Source organism: Rathayibacter sp. AY1F6 (assembly GCF_002932035.1).
Classification (GTDB): domain Bacteria; phylum Actinomycetota; class Actinomycetes; order Actinomycetales; family Microbacteriaceae; genus Rathayibacter.
The window spans coordinates 117,487-140,158 of record NZ_PSVD01000006.1 but is presented as its reverse complement, the minus strand read 5'-3'; the positions used below and the strand labels follow the sequence as shown (position 1 = coordinate 140,158).

Here is a 22,672-nt window from a genome sequence, read left to right as displayed (position 1 = left end):
TAGGCTGGGGGCGTGGTCACAGGCGAGCAGGCTCCGGTCCGGCGGAGGAGCGAGACGCGACGACGTCTCCTCGCCGCGGCCGCCGAGCTCTTCGAGAGCACGGGCACCATCGGCCAGCGCGTCGAGGACATCTGCGCGCAGGCGGGCTTCACCCGCGGCGCGTTCTACTCGAACTTCGCCGGTGTCGACCAGCTCTTCCTCGCACTCCACGAGGAGCAGGCCGCGAGAGTGTGGGGGAGCCTGCAGGAGGCCCTCGACGTCCAGCTGCAGGAGGAGCACCGCGCGGCGACCCTCGACGGCGCCGTACGCTCCCTCCTCGACGCGCTCCCGTCCAGCCGCGAGTGGTTCTCCCTGCGGTCGGTGCTCCTGGCACGCGCTGCCGCGGACCCGGAGTTCGCCGAGCGGATGATGATCGACGACGACCGCGTCTCGCGCGAGCTGGGCGAGCGCTTCGCCGCCCTCGCCGCCGTGCACGGCCGCGTCCCCGCCGTCGAGTCCGCCGTCCTGGCGAAGGCCGTCGTCGCGGCGCACGTCGGGTCGGTGAGCCAGTGGCCCGTGGACACCAGCGCCGAACTCACGCAGCGCCTGGTCGTCGCCGCGGTGATCCGAGGCCTCACCGTCGAAGCGCCCGGTCTGCCATCGGAGCGCGGCGGCGATCGATGACGTCCTGTCGCAGGAGCGTTGAGGGGAGCCGATCGCCATCCTGCCGACCGGGGCTTCGGTCGAACTGACATAATGTGCATTATCGGATAACGGCGGAGGGGCCGGACGGACCGGGACTGAGGCCGCCCGACGGTCCGGAACGTCATCAGCGGATCGGCGAATGCTCCACCCACGCCTCGACGTCCTCGTACCAGCACGTCTCGGTCGGAGTGTCGAAGCGCGTGACCAGCCGCAACCGCGGATCGACGGTCATCGTGCCGCGGACACCGTCGTCGGCCTGGTTCCGAAGACGGATCACGGTGAGCGCGCCGTCGATCGACGCGCCGGTCATCCGATACCCGTCGCTCGGCCGTCCCCAGACCGGCAGGTTCAGCGGGAAGGCCAGGCGGGCCGCCAGCGGCTCCGGCAGTAGGTCTCGGTCCTCTCGGGCGTCCGCCGGAAGGCGCGGCACCGGAAGGGCGAGCGCCTCCTCCAGTTCGCCATCACCGCGACGGCGTCGAGGAGGATGCTCGTCTCGCCGTCCCTGTCGAAGTCGCCACGCCGCCCGGAGGCTGCCGATGTGCGGAACCCGTCGGCGCGGACGGACTCCCCCGATGCCGGTCCGCTGCCGTCCATCGGAGTCATCCGTCGAGGATCGCAGACCCGCGCGCCGGGGTCATTCCGCGAAGGCGATCAGGCGAAGTCGGAGATGTCGCCGACGAGGCGGGTGTTGTCCGCGGGGATCGGCTCGACGGCCGCCAGAGCGACCTCGGCCGCGAACTCCTGCACGTTGTAGAGCTTGCCGGCCGACTCGCGACGCGAGCTGATCGCGCCCGGGTTCGCGCGCTCCAGCAGGGTCGCGGTGATGGTGCCCTCGATCATGTCGCCCGAGACGACGACGAACTCGATCCCGCGCTCGGCGAGCTCACCGATCCGCTCGCGCAGGGCGTCCTCGCCGGCGCGCTTGGAGAGCGCGACGGGCTCGTACTCGGGCATCGTGGGCGTGGTCCGGATGAAGTGCGCCTGGTGGCTCGTGACGAACACGACACGAGATCCCTCGGAGAGCAGCGGCAGCGCCGCGTCGAGCACGGCGACCTGCGAGTCGCGGTTGAGGACCATCGCGTAGTCCTCCCCCATGTTGCTCTCCATGCCGCCGGAGGCGTTCAGGACGAGCACGTCCAGTCCTCCGTACTCCTTCTCGATGCGGGAGAAGAGCTCGGCGCGCGAGTCGGCGTCGGTGAGATCGGCGCCGACGGCGATGGCGGTGCCGCCGGCCTCGACGATCTGCGCGACGAGCTTGTCGGCGCGCGGCGCCTTCGAGCGGTAGTTGACGACGACGCGGGCTCCGGCCTCGGCCAGGTAGCGGACCGTGTCGGCGCCGATGCCGCGGGACGACCCGGTGACGAGAGCGCGCTTGCCGTCGAAGGAGCCGGGGGCGAGGGGATTGGACACGGGTATTCCTCCAGAACGCCGGCTCGGAGACCGGATCGGGCACGATGACGGGCCACGGCCCGACGGAGGAGTCTACCAAGGGCCTCGAGACCGTCGGCGCACCCCCTCTCCCAGCCCTCGTCCGGGGGGCGTTGATAGCCTGGGAATGCTCGTCGAGGGGAAGGAGCACACAGCATGGACGCTGTCACCCAGTACGCGTGGATCCTCTGGCTCGCGCTGATCCTCATCTTCGTGATCGTCGAGATGATCACTCTCGAGTTCACGTTCCTGATGCTCGCCGTCGGCAGCATCGGCGGACTGCTGACCGGGCTGGTCGGGGCTCCCTTCTGGGTCCAGGTCCCCGTCGCGGCCGTCCTCGCCGCCCTCCTGCTGTTCACCGTCCGGCCGCCGCTGCTGCGGCTGCTGAAACGGGGCGGCGATCCCACCCCCAGCGGAGCGGACGCTCTCCTCGGGCTCTCCGGCAGCGTCGTCCTCGCCGGCCCCGGAGCCGGCCAGGTCAAGCTCGCCAACGGCGAGACCTGGACCGTCCGCCTGTCCCCGCTCGTCGAGGACCGCACACTCGGAGTCGGCGAGAGAGTCGTCGTCACCGCCATCGAGGGCGCGACCGCGGTCGTCGTCCCCGCCGAAAGGAGCACACCGTGACACCGTCCTCCGTCGTGACGATCGTCGTCGTCGCCGCCGTCGTCCTCTTCGCCCTGGTCGTCCTCTTCCGAGCGGTCCGCATCATCCCCCAGGCCACCGCCGGGGTCGTGGAGCGCCTCGGCAAGTACCACAAGACCCTGCTGCCGGGCCTCAATCTCGTCGTGCCGTTCATCGACCGGGTCCGCCCGCTGATCGATCTGCGCGAGCAGGTCGTCTCGTTCCCGCCCCAGCCCGTGATCACTGAGGACAACCTCGTCGTCTCGATCGACACGGTCGTCTACTTCCAGGTGACGGACGCCCGGGCGGCGACCTACGAGATCGCCAACTACCTCGGCGCGGTCGAGCAGCTGACCACCACCACGCTCCGCAACGTCGTCGGCGGCCTGAACCTCGAGGAGGCGCTGACCTCCCGCGACAACATCAACGGGCAGCTGCGCATCGTCCTCGACGAGGCCACCGGCAAGTGGGGCATCCGCGTCGGACGCGTGGAGCTCAAGGCCATCGACCCGCCCCTCTCCATCCAGGACTCGATGGAGAAGCAGATGCGCGCCGAGCGCGACCGTCGAGCCGTGATCCTCACCGCCGAGGGCACCAAGCAGTCCCAGATCCTGAACGCCGAGGGTCAGCGCCAGGCCGCGATCCTCGCTGCGGAGGGCCAGGCGAAGGCGGCGGTCCTGCGGGCCGAGGGTGAGGCCAAGGCGATCACCACCGTCTTCCACGCCATCCACGAGGGCCGCCCCGACAGCGAGCTCCTCGCGTACCAGTACCTCCAGACACTCCCCAAGATCGCCGAGGGCAGCGCGAACAAGCTCTGGGTCATCCCGAGCGAGCTCACCGAGGCGCTGAAGGGCATCGGAGGCGCGCTCGGCCAGCGCGGCCAGTCCGCCCCGGCGGTCCGCCCGCAGGACGCGGCACCCCCGTCGGCGCCTGCGGCGTCCGCGCCTGCCGCATCCGGGTCCGTCGGCTCCACTCCTGTCGAGCCCGGATCCGACACGTCCGCCCCCGTGGCGCCCGCGACGACCGACGGAGCCCCCGGCTCGGCGCCCACTCCCCCGCCGCCGGCCGTCTAGCCACGGACCCGGTCCGCGATGCGCACCCCTGAGCGACCCCTCGCCCTGAGCGGGCCGACCCCCCGGGTGATCGCGCATCGCGGGTTCGGCCCGCAGGCCGAGGGCAACACGCTCGCCGCCTTAAAACGCGCCTTCGCCGCGGGTGCGGACCTCCTCGAGACGGACGCGCGCGCCTCCCTCGACGGGGTCGCCGTGCTCGTCCACGACGCCGAGGTGATCGACCGCTCCGGCCGCCGCCACGTCGTCGCCGCCACCCGGTGGGAGGAGCTCGCCGACCTCCGACTGGCGGGCGGCGCCCGGCTCGCCTCTCTCGAGCAGGCCCTCGCCGCACTCCCCCGCGCGCGCTTCAACATCGACGTGAAGTCGCGGGACGCGATCGACCCGGTCGTCGCGGCGGTGTCCGGCGCCGCCGCCGCGGAGCGCGTCCTGATCACCTCGTTCTCCGAGATCCGTCGAGCAGCGGCCCTCCGCCGTCTTCCCGGCGCCGCGACCTCGGCGTCGGCGGTCCGCTTCGTCGTCGCCCTGGTCGCCGCCCACCTCGGCGCCGCCCAACCCGTGCGTCTCGCTCTCCGCGGCATCGACGCGCTCCAGGTGCCCGAGCGCGCGCTCGGCCTCCGCGTCGCCGAGCCGCGGATCCTCGCCCGGCTGCGGGTGACCGGCTGCGAGATCCACCTCTGGACCATCGACGATCCGGAGCGGATGGAGCAGCTCCTCGCGCTCGGGATCGACGGGCTCGTGACCGACCGCACCGACCTCGCCCGAGCGGCCGTCCACGCCTTCCTCAGCGCCCGTCGGCCACGCCCTCAGGAACCGCGGAATACGCCTCCGACCTGAGGATTCTCTGGCAATGGCAGGGACGGGAAGACCACCTCCAGGTACGACGTTGACACTGGGGAAGCACAGCGAGAGGAGACCACACAATGGCAGATCGAAGCTTGCGAGGAATGCGGCTCGGATCCCAGAGCCTGCAGAGCGAAGAAGGCGTCGTCTTCTCCCCGCGATCGACGTACGAGTACCACTGCGCGAACTGCGGCCACGACACCGACATGGTGTTCTCGGCCGATGCGGAAGCGCCGGAGACCTGGGAGTGCCGCTCCTGCGGTCACGAGGCCACTCTGATGGTGGACTCGAAGCCGGTCGTCGTGGACAAGGGCGAGCAGAAGGCTCCGCGCACCCACTGGGACATGTTGCTCGAGCGCCGGACCCGCGCGGAGCTGGAGGAGCTGCTCGAGGAGCGGCTCGCCTATCTGCGCGCCAGGCGCGGCGAGCACAAGATCGGCGCGTAGCGCCGGTCAGCGGGAACGGCGTCGCGGCTTGCGCGTCCTGAGGACGAACGAGACCATGCCGATGAGACCGGCGGCCAGGAAGTACCAGCCGAGGTCTCGCGCCCACACCAGAGCCGGGGTCGTGGTGGAGCTGAGGGGGACCTCGTCCACCATGGCACCCGGCTCGAACCATGTCAGGGAGTCGATCGTCGCGCCGTCCGGCCCGATGATCGCACTCGTCCCGACGGTCGAGATGTTGACCACGCTGCGCCCGGTCTCGATGGCCCGCAGGCGAGCGATGGCGAGCTGCTGGACGCTCTCGTCCGTCCGGCCGAAGTCGGCGTTGTTGGTCTGCCCGAGGATGACCTGGGCTCCCCCGTCGACCATCGCGTTCGTCAGCGCGTCGTCCGAGATGTCGAAGCAGATCGCGATGCCTGCGAGGACGCCGTTCACGTCGAAGACGTTGGGACGGGTGCCGATCGAGTAGTCCCGGCTCACCAGGTCGACCAGGTCCGGAGCGAACATCCGCCAGAACGCGCGGTCCGGCATGTACTCGGCGAACGGGACGGGATGCACCTTGTCGTAGACCTGCGTCGCCCCCTCCCCCGCCTTCCAGAGCAGCGAGCTGTTGTAGAAGACGTCGTCCGAGGGGTTCGTGATCGTGCCCACGACGAACGGCGCGTCCATCGTCCGGCTGAGGTAGTCGAGGACGGCGGCCGACTGGGCGTTCCGGGTCGGATCGATGTCGACGCCGTTCTCGGGCCACACCACCATGTCGACGTCCTGATCGAGGATCGGCAGCGTCGCCGAGGTGTGGTCCTCGAGGATCTGCCCACGGTAGCTCTGCGAGAACAGGCCCGCATCGGAGTCGCCCTGGACGGCGGCGATCCGGGTCGTGCCCTCCGTGGGTGCCGGCCAGGCGGGGAACATCAGCGCCACAATCGCGAAGCCGGCGAGAGCGCTGACGCGAGAGGAGGCCGGGACGGACATCTCGCGGACGGCCTGCGCGAGCACGGCCGCGAGGAACGCCACCACGAAGCCGAGGCCGGCGAAGCCGATCCACGCCGCGAGACCGGCGAGCGGGCCGAGGGACTGCGAGATCGCGAGGCGGCCCCAGGCGAAACCGCCGTAGGGCCAGACGCTGGTGATCGACTCGCGCCCGATCCAGAGCGCCGCCAGGAGGGCGGGGAGGCCGACCATCCGGCCGAGCGGTCCCGTCCAGACGCGGTGGCCGCGCGTGGAGACGACCGCCATCAGCCCCGCGGAGACCGCGAAGAAGATCGCCTGCAGGCCGGCGAGGGCCGCCCACGGGACCGGGCCGAGGTAGAGGGTCAGCCACTCGATGTGGACACCCCAGAAGACCGCTCCACCGACGAGGCCGACGAGGGCCCCGCTCCAGAAGCCGCGCCCCGCCAGCGCGAACAGGATCGCCGCGGCGCCCACGATCGCCAGCGGCCAGACATCGGAGTCGGGGAAGCCGCGGTCGAGCACGGCGCCGCCGAGGGCGGCGAGGGGCAGCGCCACCCACAGCGGAACGGTCCGCCCGTCGGGCGGAGGAGCGATCGGCGTCATGCGACCGTCGAGTACGCGACGATGCCGCGGCGGACCAGGTCGAGGGCGGTCCGGGCCGCGCGGCCGACCTTGCCCTCGGCGACGACGGAGAGCTGGTCGAGGAGGTCGATGGTCTGCTTCGCCCAACGCACGAAGTCGCCGGCGGCCATGTCGGACTCGCGGAGCACCATGTCGAGCGGCATGCCCTTGGCCCACATGTTCATCGACAGCGCCAGGCTCGTCGAGATCGGGTTGCTGCCCGGCAGGCGGTGCTCCCGCTCGACGTCGTCGAGCCGGGCCCACAGAAGCTGGGTCCTCTCCAGCGCCTCGGGGAACGCGCCGCGGGGCAGGAACTGCTCGCCGAGCGTCCCCTCCTCGCGTCGCGGCTCGAAGACCAGGCAGCACGCCATCGCCGCGAGGCCGGCCGGATCGAGCTCCGTCCACGCCTGCTTCCGGAGGCACTCGGCGACGAGCAGGTCCCGCTCCCCGTAGATCCGGCGGAGCGTGCGACCGTTGGGCGTCAGCGAGAGCTCGCCGACCTCGTCCCGGCGGAAGTAGCCGAGCTCGAGCAGCACGTCCGTGATGTGGTCGAAGATGCGGGCGACGGCGCCGGTGCGCGAGCGGATCTGGCGCTCGATCTCGTCGGTCTCGCGGCGCAGCTTCCACCAGCGCTCGGCCCAGCGCGCGTGCTGCTCGCGGTCGGAGCAGGCGTGGCACGGGTGCGCCTTCATCCGACGCCGCAGGCTCGTGAGCTGTCCCTGGCGCTTCTCGCGCTCGGCGTGGGAGGCCGACTCGCCGCGCACCGCGCCCCGGCGCTCGAGGTCGCCGATCTCACGGCGGATCGCCGCGTACTGCTCGAAGTCGCCCAGGTGGCACTGCATCGCCGTGACGTAGCCCGCCATCGACTCCTCCTGCTGGCGGACCCGGCGGGCGAGATCGACGACGGACCGGTCGGCCTGGAACTGCGCGAACGACGACTCGAGGATCTCGCGCGTGCGCACCCGCCCGAACTGCTCGATCAGGTTCGCGGCCATGTTGTAGCTGGGGCGGAAGCTGGAGTTGAGCGGGTAGGTCCGCCGGGAGGCGAGGGACGCGACCGCCTGGGGGTCCATCCCGCCGCGCCACTGGATCACCGAGTGGCCCTCGACGTCGATGCCGCGTCGGCCCGCCCGGCCGGTGAGCTGGGTGTACTCCCCCGGTGTGATCGGGACGCGCGCCTCGCCGTTGAACTTCTCGAGCTTCTCGAGGACGACCGTGCGGGCCGGCATGTTGATGCCGAGCGCGAGCGTCTCGGTCGCGAAGACCACGCGCACGAGCCGGCGCAGGAACAGCTCCTCGACGACCTCCTTGAAGGCGGGGAGCATCCCGGCGTGGTGCGCGGCGACGCCCCGCTGGAGTCCGTCGAGCCACTCCCAGTAGCCGAGCACCGCGAGGTCCTCGTCGCGGATCGTCCGGCACCGCTCCTCGACGATCGCGCGGATCTCGTCGCGCTCGTGGCGCTCGGTGAGGCGCACGCCCGACCGCAGCACCTGGCGCACGGCCTGGTCGCAGCCCGCACGGCTGAAGACGAAGAAGATCGCGGGGAGGAGGTTCTTGCCGCGGAGGATCTCGACGACCTCCGAGCGCAGCACGAGCTCCTCGGTGCGCTGCTCCGGGTAGCGGCCGCGACCGCCTCGGCCGTTGCGGCCGCCCCTGCCGCCGCGCTCGACCCGGGAGCCGCCCTGGGCCATGCGGGCGAGCTCGGGGTTCACCCGGTTCGTCGCCGCCCGACCGGAGGAGTCGAAGAGGTCGACCAGCTTGCCGCCCACCAGGACGTGCTGGTCGAGCGGGACGGGGCGCTCCTCGGAGACGATGACCTCGGTCTCGCCCCGGACGGTCTGGAGCCAGTCGCCGAACTCCTCGGCGTTCGACACGGTCGCGCTGAGCGAGACCAGCCGCACGCGCTGCGGGAGGTGGATGATGACCTCCTCCCAGACGGCGCCGCGGAAGCGGTCGGCGAGGTAGTGCACCTCGTCCATCACGACGTAGGCGAGGTCGCGCAGGAGGTCCGAGTCGGCGTACAGCATGTTGCGCAGCACCTCGGTCGTCATCACGACGATGCGGGCGCGCGCGTTGACGTTGGAGTCGCCGGTCAGCAGACCGACCTCGGAGGCTCCGTAGTCCTCGACGAACTCCTGGAACTTCTGGTTGCTCAGCGCCTTCATCGGCGTCGTGTAGAAGACCTTGGCCGTCGGGTCCTGCATGGCCAGGTGGATCGCGAACTCGGCCACCGCCGTCTTGCCGGCGCCGGTGGGCGCGGCGACGAGGACGCTGTGGCCGTCGTCGAGAGCGCTGCAGGCCTCGTACTGGAAGGGGTCGAGGTCGAACGCGAGGGTCGAGCGGAACGCCTCGACCCTCGCGTGGCCCTGGCGCGTCCGGAACGCGGCGAACCGCTCGGCGGGAGACGGTCCGGTCACGCGGGCAGGTCGGAGGGGCTGCCGTCGAACACCAGCTGGCGCTTGGCGGCGCGCCGGTCGTGCAGGATCGCGATCCCGCAGGCGAGGAAGAACAGGAAGATGATCGGGATGGCCAGGAGGAACATCGAGATCGGGTCGGCCGCGGGGGTCGCGATCGCCGTGAAGAGCACGATCGCCATGATCGCGATGCGCCACGACTTGAGGATCAGCATTCCGGGGAGGATGCCGAGGAAGTTGAGGAGCACCAGGAAGACGGGCAGCACGAAGGCGATGCCGACGACCAGCACGAGCTTGAGAACGAACTCGTAGTAGATCTTGGCGTCGAGGAAGCTCGCCGCGTTGCTGCCGGTGAAGCTCGTCAGGAGCTCCACGATGTGCGGGAACACGAACCAGCCGGCCGCACAGCCCGCGAAGAACAGCGGGATGGCGGTGAGGATGAAGCCGAGGCCGTACCGCATCTCCTTGCGGGTCAGGCCCGGGACGAGGAACGCCCAGATCTGGTAGAGCCAGACCGGGCTCGCCAGGACGATGCCCACCGTGATGGCGATCTGCAGCCGCAGGTCGAAGGCACCGGCGATCGTCGGGAAGTTGAGGATCGCCTCCTTGCCCTGGGTGGAGGCCACCTCGGAGATCGGAGCCTTGAGGGCCTCGAAGACCCACTCCGAGACGAACCACCCCGCGACGCACGCGATGACGATCGCGATCGCCGACTTGAAGAGCCTGTTGCGAAGCTCGACGAGGTGCGCCCCGAGCGACATGCGCCCGTCGGGGTTCTTCGTCCGCTTCGTCCGTGGCTTCTTCGGTGCCACGGACGTCATTACTTGAGCGGGGACTCGGGCGGCGTGGTGGTGCCGGTGCCGGTGGTCGTGCCGGTGGATCCGGCGACGGTGCCGGTGGTCCCCTCGGTCGACTCACGGCGCTCGGTGCCGTCCTCGTCCTTCATGGTCTTGACCTCGCTCTTGAAGATCCGCATCGACTGCCCGACACTGCGGGCCAGCTGCGGGAGCTTGGGCGCACCGAACAGGAGGAGGATCACGGCGAGGATGATGAGGAGGTGCCACCCCTGGAGGCCAGCGAACATTGCAGACTCACTTCACTTGTCGGTTGCGGTGTACGAGGAGCTTACCCCGTTCGACCCGTTCTGACCGGCGGAGATCGATCCTGTCGCGACGTGCGTCACGCCGGCCCTCGTGCGCACGCCTCACGTCGTCGCGATCGGCGAACAGCGACGAGGACGGCCGGGGCGGCAGGTCGTCCGTCACTCCAGGTCTCAGTGTCTCGAGTTTCGCGGTGACCTCGGACAGCTGTCCGAGGAGCACCTTCCCCTTGCGCCAGTAGGAGAGGGCGAAGAGGACCAGCATCGCCAGAGCGCCCAGCGCGAGGCCGAGCCAGATCAGGATCCACGACCACCAGGTCACGACGGCTCCCCCTCGTTCGCGGCGAGCGCGGAGGCCGCCCAGTGCGCGACCGCGCTGCGCGCCTCGGGGGGTGCCACCACGGTGACGAGACCCGCCAACGACGCCACCAGGCGCGTCAATCCCTCCAGATGGGCGACGCGGAGACGGACGAGGACACCGTGGTCCTCCTCCCCCGGCACGGGATCGGGGAACTCGGCGTCGGCCGCGTAGTCGCCCAGCAGCACGACGGCGCTGGGGGCGACGCGCAGGTCCACGACGAGATCGGAGGCGGAGGCCTCGAAGAGCCGTTCCGAGAGGGTCACCTCGTTGCGGCGCCGGACGATCGGCGTCCCCGTGTCGCGGAGGGAGCGCATCCTGTCGACCCGGAACGTCCTGACGCCCTCGCGGAGGTGGTCCCATCCGCGCAGGTACCAGTCCCGGTCGACCGATTCGAGCACGAAGGGGTCGACGAGCCGGGACTCGGTCTCGCCGCGGGCGCTGCGGTAGTCGAAAGCGACCTGCGTCGCCGAGCCCATCGCTGTCCGCAGGAGCGCCACAGCGCTGTCCGCGCCCGTGCCGCGCGAGACCGCGACCGCGCTCGGGGCCGAGGAGGCGCCGCGTGCGAGCTTCCCCATCAGCGAGGCGATCCGGTCGTTGCCCTGGTTCTCGGGCAGCGCTGCGAGGTACTGCATGCCGGCGATGAGGGCGGCGGCCTCCCGCGCCGAGAACCTCGGCGAGTCGTCGATCGCGACCTGGTGGGTGAGGACGACGTGGTCGTTCTCCTCGAAGTCGTCCCAGCCGATGTCGAAGAGGTCGTTCGCCTGGTACTGCGCGGTCTCGCCGGGGATGCCCGAGACGGCGATGAGGCGCACCGCGCGGCGCACCTCCTCCTCCGGGATCTCGAAGTGCGCGGCGACCTCGGCGACGGAGACGCGGCCCCGGTCGAGCAGGTAGGGAACGAGGGAGAGGAGGACGGCCAGGCGGTCGCGCGCCTGCAGGGAGCGGGGTCTAGCCACGGGGATCCCCTCCATGGTCGTCCAGGGTGCGGCGGAGGCGGTCGAGGACGCGGCGGCGGAGCTCCTCCGGCTCGAGCACCCGCACCTCGGGACCGTGACCGGCGAGCTCGTCCGCGAGCACGTCCGGGTCGGTGTAGTGCAGGCGCAGCAGGCCCTGGCCCTCGCCCTCGGCCTCGGCACGCCCGCCGAGACGGAGGGCGGCGTCGGAGTCGGGGGCGACGCGCAGGAGCGCGCTGTTGCGCTGCAGGATCTCGTCGAGCTGGGCGAGAGCGGTCGCCGCGTGGTCCCCCTCCACGAGAGGCGCGGTGCGGCCGGTGGACGCGACCGGCCCGACGATCCGCGACAGGAGGAAGGTCCGCGTGCCTTCGGCGCCCTCGTCCCAGCCGTGGAGGTGCCAGCGCCCCTGGTGGTTCACCAGGGCGCGGGGCTGCACGGTGCGCACGCGCGGCTCCTCGCCGCCGGGCTTCAGATAGGGGAAGCGGACGACCTGGCCGCGGTCGAGCGCAGCGTTGAGCGGCTCGAACGAGGCCTCGCGGACCCGGATCGAGGGGCTGATGCCGATGACGGGGTCGACGGACTCGACCCCGATCGAGCGCAGCTTGATCAGCGCGCGCCGCGACTCCGCCGAGAGCGTCCCCTCGCGCCAGACCGCCCCGGCCAGGCGGAGCAGCGCGAGCTCCTCCGGGTCGAAGGTCAGGTCGGCCGGGAGGTCGTAGCTGCGCTTCGCGATGCGGTACCGGACGGTCTGGGTGTTGCCCGGGTCGCCCGGGGCGTCGACCGTCTCGATCGGGATGCCCAGCTCGCGCAGGTCGTCCTTGTCGCGCTCGAACTGGCGCTCGAGCGAGGTCCGGTCGCCCCGGCCCACCCGCTGCCGGTAGCCCTGCACCGTGGAGAGGACGTCGGCCTTCGTCAGTCCGTTCTCGGCCGCGACGAGCGCGAGCACGAGGTTGAACAGACGCTCCTCGGCCGGGACGCGGCTCGAGGACGGGGCGTCGGAAGGCACGCCCTCCAGTCTAGGGCCGGGCCCGGTCAGACCTTTCCGAGGATGTCGGCGACGAAGATCAGCGTCGCGCCGCCGGGGATCCCGCCCTGAGGAGAGCCCTGGTCGCCGTAGCCCTGGTCCGGCGGGATGACCGCTATGACCTGGGATCCGACGGGCTGGCCGATGAGGGCGTCGGCGAATCCGGCGATGACTCCGCCCTGGGTGGTCGAGCCGTCGGCGGCCGTGAAGACGGCGGGAGCGCCCTTCTCCCAGCTGGAGTCGAACACCTTCCCGTCGCTCCACTGCCAGCCGGTGTAGGCCACGACGACCTGGTCGCCCTCGGCGACGACGTCGCCGTCGCCCTTCTTGAGCTGGGCGATGCGGAGGTCGGTCGGTGCGTCGCCCGAGGGCTTCGCGAGCCCCGGGCGTCCGTCGTCGCCGAGCGTCACCGTCGGGAAGCCGTCGGGCGCGGGCTGGGCGGCGCCGTTCGCGCGGGCCAGCGAGGCCTCGCGGACGTCCGCGACGAGCACGAGCGTGTCGTCCTCCGAGATGCCGAGCTGCGACGAGGACTGGCCGAAGCCGTCCTCGGGGGCGATCGCGATGGCGACGCGCGAGCCGACCTGCGTGCAGAGGAGGCCCTCGTTCAGGCCGACGAGCCCGGCTCCGCCGACGCCGAAGCGGGCGGTGCTCGACCCGTCGTAGGGCGAGGTCTCGAGGACCGTGCCGTCCGCGCCGTTGACCAGGGTGTAGTCGATGGTGACGAGCTGGCCCTTCTCGAGCGGTGCGCCCGAGCCCTCGATGAGGGTGCTGACCTGCGTGCCGTCCGCCTTCAGCGGCGTCGGGACGCTGACGTCCGGCTTCGCTCCGAAGTCGCCCGTGGCGCTGACCGCCGCCGAGGAGTCGCCGGAGGAGAACGGAGCGTCGCAGTCCGCCTGCGAGGAGGACGCGGTGCATCCGGTGAGAGCGGCGACGATGCCGATGCCGGCGATGAGCGCGGTGGTCCTGCGCACGGGTCCTCGATTCGAGAGAAGGGGAGCGGTGACGCCCGGGGTGGAGACGGCCCGGAGGCCGGGAACAGCTTAGAGGATGCCCTCGTCGTCGGGCTCCGCGGTCTCCTCGCCGAACCCGCGGGCCCGGGAGAGCTCGGCGCTGGTGGCGGACTCGCGGACCCGCTTGCGGAGGCTCTTGGGGCTCACGGCGCGCTCGCCGAGCGCGCCGGGGGTCCAGGCCTCCACGTCCTCGTCGCTGAAGTCCGTCTTCGACGGGCGACGCTTGAGCTCGGGGAGCACGGTGTCCGGAGCGAGCCGGCGAGCGGTGATGAGGAAGCCGGTGTGGCCGATCATCCGGTGGTCCGGCCGGACCGCGAGGCCCTCGACGTGCCAGCCGCGGACCATGGTCTCGTTCGACGACGGGTTCGTGAACAGGCCCGAGGCGCGGATCGCCTCCGCCGTCCGCGAGAGCTGCGTGACGGTGGCCACGTAGCAGAGGAGCACTCCCCCGGGCGTGAGAGCCTCGGCGGCGACGTCGAGGCACTCCCAGGGCGCGAGCATGTCGAGCACGACGCGGTCGGCCTCGCCGGACGGGACCGTGCCGGGCAGCGCCTCGACGAGGTCGCCGACGGTGACGCTCCAGTTGTCGGGCGTGTAGCCGAGGAAGGTCTCGATGTTCGCCCGTGCGACATCCGCGAACTCCTCGCGCCGCTCGAACGACGACAGCCGGCCGGTCGGACCGACCGCCCGCAGCAGCCAGAGCGACAGCGCGCCGGAGCCGACACCGGCCTCGACCACGCGGGCGCCGGGGAAGACGTCGGCGAGGGCGAGGATCTGGGCCGCGTCCTTCGGGTACACGATCGCCGCGCCGCGGGGCATCGACATCACGAAGTCGGCGAGGAGGGGTCGCAGCGCGAGGTGCTCGACGCCAACGGTGTTGGTCACCACCGAGCCGTCGGGCAGCCCGATCACCGTGTCGTGCTCGATGCCGCCCCGGTGCGTGTGGAACACCTTGCCGGGAACGAGCGTGATGGTGTTCATCCGCCCCTTGGGTCCCGTCAGCTGGACGCGGTCCCCTGCGCGGAAGGGTCCGGAATGCTGCAGTGCCTCACCGGTCATCGGCGGGCCTCCGTCTCGGTCGTGGCCGGGCCGGAGCCGCGGTGCTCGGAGGACACCGTCGCGAGGTCCGCGACGGTGCGGCCCGCGAGAGTGGGCCAGAGGGCGTAGGGGGCGGCGGGGTCCAGCTCCAGCTGGTGCGGGACGCCGATCGCCGCGGCTCCGGAGGCGACGGCCGCGCCGAGGCCCGTGAGGGAGTCCTCGATCGCGACGCAGGCGGCGATGTCGACGCGGAGGGTGCTCGCGGCGAGGAGGTACGCCTCGGGGTGGGGCTTGCTGCGCTCGACCATGTCGCCGCTGACGACGGCGGCGAAGGCGGGGAACGGGATCCGGTCCACGACGGCCGCGGCCATCCGCGAGATCGACATCGTGACCAGCGCCTGCGGCACTCCCGCCTCGGACACCGCGCGCAGCAGCTCGAGCGCGCCCGGTCGCCACGGGATGCTCACGGCCAGCTGGTCGACGACCTCGTCGGTCATCCGGTCGATGATCGCGTCGACGGAGAGGTCGACGCCCTTGCCCTGCAGGATGCGGGCGGCGGCGGGCAGGCCCGAGCCGACGAGTCCCATCGCGTCCTCGTGGGTCCACACTCCGCCGAAGGAGGAGACGAGCGCGTGCTCCGACGCCATCCAGTACGGCTCGGTGTCGACGAGCGTCCCGTCCATGTCCCAGAGGACGGCGGCGGGGGCGGACGCTCCTCCGAGCGGCTCGGAGGACAGCGGCCGGGCGGAGGTCTCGGGAGTCACGAGCGACCATGGTACCGGCAGGGCCGCGCCCTTCCCCGGCCGCGGGCCGAGAGCGAACAGCGCGGCCGATCCCGCCGGACGGGACGGGCGGGGCCGGGGGCGGTCCTATCCTGGTCGGAGGGACAGGCGCGGTGTGCGCTCCCCGCACATCGAGCCGAACGCGGAGATCCTGCCTATGAACGTGATCACGGGGAACGTCCTGGTCGTGGCCTTCGAGGGCTGGAACGACGCCGGGGACGCCGCCAGCGGCGCGCTGCGGCTGGTCAAGGACGCCGGGGAGTACGTGCCCCTCTTCGCCGTCGATGCCGAGCAGTACTACGACTTCCAGTACACCCGCCCCATGCTCTCGATCGGCGAGGACGGCCGCCGCAGCCTCGCCTGGCCCGGCACCCAGATCTTCGGCCCGGCCGACACCTCGGTCGACGCCGAGAGCGCGCTGTACCTCATGATCGGCACCGAGCCCTCGCGCAGCTGGAAGAGCTTCGCCGCCGAGGTCGTCGACGCCATGCTCGCGATCGACATCTCCGCCGTCGTCTTCCTCGGCGCGATGCTCGCCGACGTCCCGCACACCCGGCCGATCTCGATCTTCGCGTCGAGCGAGAACGCGGAGCTGCGGAGCTCCTTCGAGCTCGAGCGCTCCAGCTACGAGGGGCCGGTCGGCATCCTCAGCGTGATCGGCGAGGCCGCGCAGAAGGTCGGCATCCCGGCCGTCTCGATCTGGGCCTCCGTCCCGCACTACGTGCACAACGCGCCCTCGCCCAAGGCGATGCTGGCGCTGCTCGAGAAGCTCGAGGAGGTCGTCGGCCTGGCGATCCCCCGCGGCGACCTCGTCGAGGAGGCGGAGGAGTGGGAGCGCGGCATCGACGCCCTCGCCGCCGAGGACGAGGAGATGGCGTCGTACATCGCCCAGCTCGAGCAGGCGCGCGACACCGTCGACTCGCCCGAGGCGAGTGGCGAGGCGATCGCCCAGGAGTTCGAGCGCTACCTGCGCCGCCGCGGCGACGGCCGCTCCGGCGAGGAGCCCTGGCGGCCGTAGCCTCCGCCGGCGCCCGCTCGTCCGAGACGGTCGTCGATCACGGGACCGCTCCCGGCCGCCCTGACGGGACTCGCCCACGACGGGACTCGAGCCTTACGGGACTCGAGCCTGACGGGGTTCAGGCCGGGCGCACCCCGAGCAGGGCGTCGACCGCGTCGCGCAGGAGCGACGGGTCGTCCACGCCCTCGGTCAGTGCGGCGTCGACGACGGCGAGGGCGGCCGGAGTGCCGAGGTCGTCGGCCAGCGCCTCGCGCAGCTGCGCCAGCACCTCGAACGCCGAGCGCGGTCCGACGGCGGCGAGGGCCGACTCCCAGCGCGCCAGGCGCGCCTCGGCCGACGGCAGGTCCTCGGGCAGCCACTCCCAGTCGGAGCGGTAGTGGTGCGCGAGGAGCGCGAGTCGGATCGCCCGCGGGTCCGCGCCCTCGCTCCGCAGACGGGAGACCAGCACCAGGTTCCCGAGCGACTTGCTCATCTTCTCGCCCTGGTAGGCGACCATCCCGGCGTGCGCGTAGGCGCGGGCCAGAGGACGGCCGGACAGCGAAGCGGCGTGGCCGGCGCTGAACTCGTGGTGCGGGAAGACCAGGTCGCTGCCGCCGCCCTGCAGGGTGAACTCGGGTCCGAGCCGGTCGAGGGCGATCACCGAGCACTCGATGTGCCAGCCCGGACGGCCGCGGCCGACCTCGGCGTCCCAGGCGGGCTCGCCGGCGCGCTCGGCCCGCCAGAGCAGCGGATCGAGGGGGTCGCGCTTGCCGGCGCGCTCCGGGTCGCCCCCTCGCAGCGCCGAGAAGCGGGCCATCGACTCCGCGTCGAGCCGGCTCTCGCTGCCCAGGTGCCAGACGGCGCTCTCGGCCGCGGCGATGTCGTAGTAGAGGTCGCTCGCACCCTCCTCCGCCGCGTCCGGAGCAGCGACGCGGTAGGCGACGCCGTCGCGCTCCAGGCGGGCGACCGCCTCCGCGATGGGATCCACGGTCTCGGCGACTCCGACGTAGTGCTGCGGAGGCAGGACGCGCAGGGCGGCCATGTCGCGGCGGAACAGCTCGACCTGCTCCTCGGCGAGGTCGCGCCAGTCGACGCCGGTGGCCGTCGCACGCTCGAGCAGCGGGTCGTCGACGTCGGTCACGTTCTGGGCGTACTCGACCGTGTAGCCCGCGTCGAGCCAGACGCGCTGGACCGTGTCGAAGGCGAGGTAGGTCGACGCGTGCCCGAGGTGGGTGGCGTCGTAGGGCGTGATGCCGCAGACGTAGAGGCTCGCGACTCCGCTGGGCGCGTCGAGCTCGACGGGGCCGGCGGTCGCGGTGTCGTGCAGGCGCGGTGCGCTCCCCCGGCCGGGCAGGGCGGGGACGTCGGCGGCGGTCCAGGCGCGCATCTAGGCGGCGATCAGGCCGGTGGCGAGCGCGACCATGAGGACGACGCCGAGGACGATGCGGTACACGACGAACGGGAGGAAGCTGCGGCGGGAGATGTAGCTCATGAAGAACGCGATCACGACGAAGCCGACCACGAACGCGACGATGGTCGCCACGAGGGTCTCGAGCCCGCCGACCTGGACCTGGTTCGGGAGCACGACCGGGTCGCTGATGCTCTTGTACAGCTGGTAGAGACCGCTGCCGAACACCGCGGGGATCGCGAGGAGGAAGGAGTAGCGCGCCGCCGCCTTGCGCTCGTACCCGAGGAAGAGGCCCGCGGTGATGGTGCCTCCCGAGCGCGAGACGCCGGGGATCAGGGCGAGTGCCTGCGCGCCTCCGAAGATCAGGCCGTCGCGGACGCCCAGGTCGCGCAGGCGGCGCTTCTTCGCGCCGACCGCGTCGGCGATGCCGAGCAGGATGCCGAAGAGGATGAGGGTGGTGGCCACCACCCACAGAGAGCGGAGGGTCGTCTCGATCGCGTCCTGGAAGACGAGGCCGAGGACGATGATCGGAAGGCTGCCCAGGATGATGAGCCAGCCCATGCGGGCGTCCGGGTCCGAGCGCGGGATCCGGCCGACGAGGGAGCGCGCCCAGTGCGACACGATCCGCACGATGTCGCGCCAGAAGTAGATGATGACGGCGGTCTCGGTGCCCAGCTGCGTGATCGCGGTGAACGCGGCTCCGGTGTCGCGGCCGCCGAGACCGGGCAGCAGCTCGCTGACGATCCGGAGGTGGGCGCTGGAGGAGATGGGGAGGAATTCGGTCAGACCCTGGACGAGTCCCAGGATCAGCGCGTCGAGCAGGCCCATGCGTCACTTTCGAGGAGGGCTGGGGCGTCGTCGGCCAGCAGTCGGTCGGGATCGGTCGGTGCTGACCCGGTCCGCGGCGCCGTCAGGAGCTCAGCAGGAGATCGGTCAGGACCTTCCTGCCAAACACTAGTGCGTCCAGTGGAACGCGCTCGTCGACCCCGTGGAACAGCGCCGGGAAGTCCAGGGTCGACGGCAGCTGGAGCGGCGCGAACCCGTATCCGGTGATGCCGAGCGTCGAGAGCGCCTTGTTGTCGGTGCCTCCGGAGAGCAGGTACGGGAGGACCTCGGCGCCCGGATCGAACCGGCGGATCGAGGCGGCCATGCTCTCGACGAGGGGGCCGGCGAAGGGCACCTCGAGTCCGATGTCGCGGTGCTGGACGAGGATGTCGACGTGCTCGCCCGCGAGGACCTTCAGCCGCTCGAGCACGGAATCCTCCTCGCCGGGGAGGACGCGCACGTCGATGGTGGCCTCCGCGGTGTCCGGGATGACGTTGGCCTTGTAGCCGGCCGACAGCATCGACGGATTGGCGGTGGTGCGCAGCGTCGCGGCGATGAAGCGCGAGGCGGTGCCGGTGGCGAGTGCCAGCTCCTCCGGAGTGCTGCGCTGAGGGTCGTGGCCCAGCAGGCGGGCGACCTCGTCGAGCAGCTCGCGCGTGGTGTCGGTGAGGCGGGTGGGCCACTCCTCGCTTCCGATGCGGGCGATCGCCTGCGCCAGCCGGGTGACGGCGTTCTCGGAGTTGATCTGCGAGCCGTGCCCCGCCGTGCCGTGCGCGCGGAGGGTCAGCCACATCAGCGCCTTCTCGCCCGTCTGCACGAGATAGGCCCGCTTGCCGGCCAGCTCGATCGAGTAGCCGCCGACCTCGCTGATCGCCTCGGTCGCTCCGGCGAACAGCTCGGGCCGCTCACGGGCCAGGAATCCCGATCCCCGCACACCGCCCGCCTCCTCGTCGGCGAAGAAGGCGATGACGAGGTCGCGGGAGGGGCGCCTCCCCTCACGGAGGATGTCGCCGAGCGAGGCGAGGATCATCGCGTCCATGTTCTTCATGTCGACCGCGCCGCGGCCCCAGAGCATGCCGTCCTTGATCTCGCCGCCGAACGGGTCGACGCTCCAGTTGTCGGCGATGGCGGGCACCACGTCGAGGTGCCCGTGGACGACGAGGGCGCCGCGCTCGCGGTCCTCCCCGGCGACCCGCGCCACGACGCTCGTGCGTCCCGGGTCGGAGTCGATCAGCTCGGGCTCGAGGCCGAGGTCGCGCAGCTTCGCCGCGACGTACTCCGCGGCCGGGCGCTCCGGCTCCGCCTTCCCGTCGCCGTAGTTGCTGGTGTCGAAGCGGATGAGATCGCGCGCGATGAGCGCCGTCTCGTCGAGGGTGCTGTCGGTCACGGGCGCGCTGTCGATGCTGTCGGACATGCGGGCAACGGTACCGGCGCGGGCTCGACGGCGCGCGGAGGACGGTGGGCCGGGAGGTGGCGTGAGAGGCTCCGGAACCGTGCTAATGTCTTCTTCGGCCGCGGAAACGCAGGTCGAAGGAAACACTCGTCCGGGTGGCGGAAATGGCAGACGCGCTAGCTTGAGGTGCTAGTGCCCGTATAGGGCGTGGGGGTTCAAGTCCCCCCTCGGACACACTGATCGGAACCCCTCGTCTCTCTTCGGAGAGGCGGGGGGTTCCGTCGTTTCCGGCACCTCCCTCCTCGTGCCGGTGGGAGGGATGCGGCGGGCGGAGAGAGCAGACGCCCCGCTCTTTCCCGAAGAGGCGGGGCGTCTCCTGCAGTAAACGGGCGCTCCTGCACCGCACGGGCGCTCCTGCACCGCAGGGCCCTCCTGCACAGACCGTGCCTCGGCGTCAGACGCCTGCTGTCGCCGGCGACCAGCCGAGAGCCGGAGCGATCGATTCCACGACAGTGCGCAGGAGCCGCGCGTTGTACTCGACCCCGAGCTGGTTGGGAACGGTGAGCAGCAGCGTGTCCGCCTCCTGCACGGCGGCGTCCGCAGCGAGCTCGGCGGCGACGGCGTCCGGCTCGCCCGTGTAGCTGCGGCCGAATCGGGCGCGGACGCCCTCGAGGGGGGCGACCTGGTCCTGCTCGCCGCGGCCGCCGAAGTACAGCCGGTCGAGATCGGTCGTGATCGGAAGGACGCTGCGCGACACGGAGACGCGCGGGGTGCGCTCCCAGCCCGCCTCGCTCCACGCGGCGCGGTACTCGCGGATCTGGCGGGCCTGCAGCTCGTCGAAGGGCACGCCCTCCTCCTCCAGGAGCAGGGTCGACGACTGCAGGTTCATGCCCTGCTCGGCCGCCCAGCGCGCGGTCGCGAAGCTGCCGGCACCCCACCAGATCCGGTCCTCGAGGCCGGGCGAGCGCGGCTCGATCGAGAGCGGGAGCGACTGGCGCGTCATCGCAGGATCGGACTGCGCGACCGGCGCCCCGGCGAGCGCTTCCCGGAGGATCCGCACCTTCTGCCGGGCGAGGTCGGCGTCGGTCATCCCCTCCGGGGGGACGAAGCCGAACGCCTCGGACCCGCGCAGGGCCGTCTCGGGCGATCCCCGGCTGACCCCGAGCTCGAGCCGGCCGTCGGAGATCAGGTCGGTGGCGGCCGCCTCCTCCGCCATGTAGAGCGGGTTCTCGTAGCGCATGTCGATGACCCCGGTGCCGATCTCGATGCGGCGGGTGCGCGCGGCGATCGCCGCCAGCAGCGGGAACGGCGAGGCGAGCTGCGGCGCGAAGTGGTGCACGCGGACGTAGGCGCCGTCGATGCCGATCTCCTCCGCCGCCTCCGCGAGCTCGATCGTCTGGAGGAGGACGTCGCGAGCAGAGCGGGTCTGAGACCCCGGGACGGACTGGTAGTGGCCGAAGGAGAGGAAGCCGATGCGCGAGACCATGCCTGCCTCAGCGCCCGGGGGTCCCCCGCTATTCCCGGAGGGTGTGCACGGCGGTCGCCGAACCGCGACAGCGCTCCCGAGGAGTCCTCAATACACGTATGGTGGTCGCATGCCCGCTGATCGGGGCGGAGAGGGGTCGTCGTGGAGCCGATGGTCGGTCGCCTCGGGGCGACTCTCGGGGTCGCCATGCAGACGATCAGCGGGTCGCAGGTGCAGGCAGGCGCTCTCCGTCCGCAGCGGAACCGGTCGCCCGGTCGCGTCTCCGCGTCAGTGCGCCTCGAAGTCGGCGGAGACCGAGGCGGTGACCTCGATGTCCTCCGGCTTGAGGGCCAGCGGCTCCTCAGGAGAGGAGAACGCCTTGGCGCGGCTCATCATCGCCGAGCCGCCCTCGATGCGCGTGTGCGGCCGCAGTCCCGGCTCGAAGAGGGTCAGCACCCGCACCTCGGTCAGGCCGAGGGCCGCCGCATAGGCCTCGGCCCGCTCGCGCGCGTCGCGCACGGCAGCGGTGCGGACCTCGCGCTCGATGCCCGCCCGTCGCGCCGCCGTCACGTCCCAGTCGACCCCCGAGATCTGGATCCCCGGCACCTCCGAGATCGAGCCGACCCAGCGCCCGAGAGCCGCGAAGTCCCGGTACTTCACCCGGACCCCGGCGGCCGCGACATGGAACAGCTGCGTGACGTCCGAGTCCTTGATGTACCGGCGGATCGAGGAGACCGAGATCTGATCGGAGGACCACCAGGTGGCGGCGCCGGACGCCTGCTCGGCGGCCGCCTCCTCACGGACCCGCGCGTGCAGGGCGGTGACCTCGGCGAGCGCCTGGGGTCGGGATCGCGACTCGCGCCGGATCTCGAGGCGGACGGTGCCCCGCTCGGCGGGGTGGAAGTGCTGGGCGAGACCGGCGACGGTGATGGTGACCATGGCCCCATGGTGCCGTACGCACCCCGTCAGCTCCGAGCGGCGAGCATCTCCCGGATGCGGTCGGCGAGGGCCCGCTCCGTCGTCAGGTTGCTGACCAGCTGGGCTCGGTGCCCCCCGCAGGCGCCTGGGAGGGGATCTCCGGTGCTCGGGTCGACCCGGCCCAGCAGTGCCCGCTCCCCCTGGGCGATCGAGGCCTCGAGCAGGGCGAGCCGCCGCTCGAGCCGCTCGATCTCGAAGCTCTCGGGCGTGATGTCGGACTCGCGGAAGTGGCCGGCTGTGGAAGTGGGGACGCTCATCGATGAT

24 protein-coding genes and 1 tRNA gene are annotated in these 22,672 nt (G+C 71.7%); 7 read left to right on the top strand and 18 right to left on the bottom strand.

What is annotated here, in order from left to right; translation table 11 throughout:
• The first annotated feature begins 12 nt into the window (after window positions 1-12).
• Window positions 13-663 (top strand): TetR/AcrR family transcriptional regulator, encoded by a 651-nt coding sequence (locus C5C44_RS07875; RefSeq protein WP_104250336.1) that lies wholly within the window; start codon window positions 13-15, stop codon window positions 661-663.
• A gap of 145 nt (window positions 664-808) precedes the next feature.
• Here the strand turns inward: C5C44_RS07875 and C5C44_RS07870 are convergent, their stop codons facing one another.
• Both C5C44_RS07870 and C5C44_RS07860 read right to left on the bottom strand, forming a co-directional pair.
• Entirely contained in the window at window positions 809-994 is a 186-nt protein-coding gene (locus C5C44_RS07870; protein WP_104335641.1) for a hypothetical protein, read from the bottom strand.
• 341 nt (window positions 995-1,335) lie between these two features.
• Window positions 1,336-2,094, bottom strand: coding sequence for an SDR family oxidoreductase (locus tag C5C44_RS07860; protein ID WP_104222036.1), 759 nt, complete (start codon window positions 2,092-2,094; stop codon window positions 1,336-1,338).
• A gap of 174 nt (window positions 2,095-2,268) precedes the next feature.
• Between C5C44_RS07860 and C5C44_RS07855 the strand changes: the two genes are divergently transcribed.
• The 4 genes from C5C44_RS07855 (at window position 2,269) to C5C44_RS07840 (ending at window position 5,092) form a co-directional block, all read left to right on the top strand.
• Window positions 2,269-2,736, top strand: a complete 468-nt coding sequence (locus C5C44_RS07855) for an NfeD family protein (protein WP_104222034.1) — start codon at window positions 2,269-2,271, stop codon at window positions 2,734-2,736.
• 14 nt (window positions 2,737-2,750) lie between these two features.
• Entirely contained in the window at window positions 2,751-3,806 is a 1,056-nt protein-coding gene (locus tag C5C44_RS07850) for an SPFH domain-containing protein (RefSeq protein WP_374952912.1), read from the top strand.
• Window positions 3,807-3,824: 18 nt separating this feature from the next.
• The gene (locus tag C5C44_RS07845) at window positions 3,825-4,640 is read left to right on the top strand and encodes a glycerophosphodiester phosphodiesterase family protein (protein ID WP_104335639.1); all 816 of its coding nucleotides are present in this window, start codon (window positions 3,825-3,827) and stop codon (window positions 4,638-4,640) included.
• 86 nt (window positions 4,641-4,726) lie between these two features.
• On the top strand, window positions 4,727-5,092 hold the full coding sequence (locus tag C5C44_RS07840) for an RNA polymerase-binding protein RbpA (RefSeq protein WP_068207052.1): 366 nt from the start codon (window positions 4,727-4,729) through the stop codon (window positions 5,090-5,092).
• A 6-nt stretch (window positions 5,093-5,098) separates the two neighbouring features.
• On the opposite strand, the gene lnt is transcribed toward C5C44_RS07840, so the two are convergent.
• The 10 genes from lnt to C5C44_RS07790 form a co-directional block, all read right to left on the bottom strand.
• A complete protein-coding gene (lnt, locus tag C5C44_RS07835; RefSeq protein ID WP_104335638.1) occupies window positions 5,099-6,643 on the bottom strand; it encodes an apolipoprotein N-acyltransferase in 1,545 nt (514 codons plus the stop codon).
• The gene (locus tag C5C44_RS07830; RefSeq protein WP_104222026.1) at window positions 6,640-9,078 is read right to left on the bottom strand and encodes an RNA helicase; all 2,439 of its coding nucleotides are present in this window, start codon (window positions 9,076-9,078) and stop codon (window positions 6,640-6,642) included. Before C5C44_RS07830 ends, lnt begins: the two co-directional genes overlap by 4 nt.
• Window positions 9,075-9,896, bottom strand: a complete 822-nt coding sequence (tatC, locus tag C5C44_RS07825; protein WP_374952911.1) for a twin-arginine translocase subunit TatC — start codon at window positions 9,894-9,896, stop codon at window positions 9,075-9,077. The genes C5C44_RS07830 and tatC overlap by 4 nt, the downstream gene beginning before the upstream one ends.
• A complete protein-coding gene (gene tatA / locus C5C44_RS07820) occupies window positions 9,896-10,159 on the bottom strand; it encodes a Sec-independent protein translocase subunit TatA (protein ID WP_104222022.1) in 264 nt (87 codons plus the stop codon). Before tatA ends, tatC begins: the two co-directional genes overlap by 1 nt.
• Window positions 10,160-10,166: 7 nt before the next feature.
• Window positions 10,167-10,496 carry a hypothetical protein gene (locus tag C5C44_RS07815; protein WP_104335637.1) on the bottom strand — a complete coding sequence of 110 codons (330 nt, stop codon included), beginning with the start codon at window positions 10,494-10,496 and terminating at the stop codon, window positions 10,167-10,169.
• Entirely contained in the window at window positions 10,493-11,491 is a 999-nt protein-coding gene (locus tag C5C44_RS07810) for a YafY family protein (protein WP_244230642.1), read from the bottom strand. Before C5C44_RS07810 ends, C5C44_RS07815 begins: the two co-directional genes overlap by 4 nt.
• Window positions 11,484-12,494, bottom strand: a complete 1,011-nt coding sequence (locus tag C5C44_RS07805) for a YafY family protein (protein ID WP_104222016.1) — start codon at window positions 12,492-12,494, stop codon at window positions 11,484-11,486. Before C5C44_RS07805 ends, C5C44_RS07810 begins: the two co-directional genes overlap by 8 nt.
• A gap of 26 nt (window positions 12,495-12,520) precedes the next feature.
• On the bottom strand, window positions 12,521-13,483 hold the full coding sequence (locus C5C44_RS07800; protein WP_104222014.1) for an FKBP-type peptidyl-prolyl cis-trans isomerase: 963 nt from the start codon (window positions 13,481-13,483) through the stop codon (window positions 12,521-12,523).
• A 69-nt stretch (window positions 13,484-13,552) separates the two neighbouring features.
• Window positions 13,553-14,581, bottom strand: a complete 1,029-nt coding sequence (locus C5C44_RS07795; RefSeq protein ID WP_104222012.1) for a tRNA (adenine-N1)-methyltransferase — start codon at window positions 14,579-14,581, stop codon at window positions 13,553-13,555.
• Window positions 14,578-15,324: an HAD family phosphatase gene (locus C5C44_RS07790; protein WP_258066690.1), complete on the bottom strand. Its 747-nt coding sequence runs from the start codon at window positions 15,322-15,324 to the stop codon at window positions 14,578-14,580. The genes C5C44_RS07795 and C5C44_RS07790 overlap by 4 nt, the downstream gene beginning before the upstream one ends.
• A 175-nt stretch (window positions 15,325-15,499) precedes the next feature.
• Here C5C44_RS07790 and C5C44_RS07785 point away from each other — a divergent pair, with 175 nt between their 5' ends.
• On the top strand, window positions 15,500-16,360 hold the full coding sequence (locus C5C44_RS07785) for a proteasome assembly chaperone family protein (protein ID WP_104222142.1): 861 nt from the start codon (window positions 15,500-15,502) through the stop codon (window positions 16,358-16,360).
• Between the two features lie 118 nt (window positions 16,361-16,478).
• Here C5C44_RS07785 and mshC read toward each other — a convergent pair whose 3' ends face one another.
• From mshC to C5C44_RS07770, 3 genes are all read right to left on the bottom strand, one after another.
• Window positions 16,479-17,726, bottom strand: coding sequence for a cysteine--1-D-myo-inosityl 2-amino-2-deoxy-alpha-D-glucopyranoside ligase (mshC, locus tag C5C44_RS07780; protein ID WP_104335635.1), 1,248 nt, complete (start codon window positions 17,724-17,726; stop codon window positions 16,479-16,481).
• A complete protein-coding gene (locus C5C44_RS07775) occupies window positions 17,727-18,575 on the bottom strand; it encodes an undecaprenyl-diphosphate phosphatase (protein ID WP_104222008.1) in 849 nt (282 codons plus the stop codon).
• A gap of 82 nt (window positions 18,576-18,657) precedes the next feature.
• Window positions 18,658-19,986, bottom strand: coding sequence for a M20/M25/M40 family metallo-hydrolase (locus C5C44_RS07770; protein WP_181132764.1), 1,329 nt, complete (start codon window positions 19,984-19,986; stop codon window positions 18,658-18,660).
• Window positions 19,987-20,114: 128 nt separating this feature from the next.
• Between C5C44_RS07770 and C5C44_RS07765 the strand changes: the two genes are divergently transcribed.
• Window positions 20,115-20,199, top strand: a tRNA-Leu gene (locus C5C44_RS07765).
• A 220-nt stretch (window positions 20,200-20,419) separates the two neighbouring features.
• On the opposite strand, the gene C5C44_RS07760 is transcribed toward C5C44_RS07765, so the two are convergent.
• The 3 genes from C5C44_RS07760 to C5C44_RS07750 form a co-directional block, all read right to left on the bottom strand.
• Window positions 20,420-21,451: an LLM class flavin-dependent oxidoreductase gene (locus C5C44_RS07760; RefSeq protein WP_104225266.1), complete on the bottom strand. Its 1,032-nt coding sequence runs from the start codon at window positions 21,449-21,451 to the stop codon at window positions 20,420-20,422.
• Between the two features lie 267 nt (window positions 21,452-21,718).
• A complete protein-coding gene (locus tag C5C44_RS07755; protein WP_104225267.1) occupies window positions 21,719-22,369 on the bottom strand; it encodes an SIMPL domain-containing protein in 651 nt (216 codons plus the stop codon).
• Window positions 22,370-22,395: 26 nt separating this feature from the next.
• Window positions 22,396-22,665 carry a hypothetical protein gene (locus C5C44_RS07750; RefSeq protein ID WP_104222002.1) on the bottom strand — a complete coding sequence of 90 codons (270 nt, stop codon included), beginning with the start codon at window positions 22,663-22,665 and terminating at the stop codon, window positions 22,396-22,398.
• Window positions 22,666-22,672 lie beyond the last annotated feature (7 nt).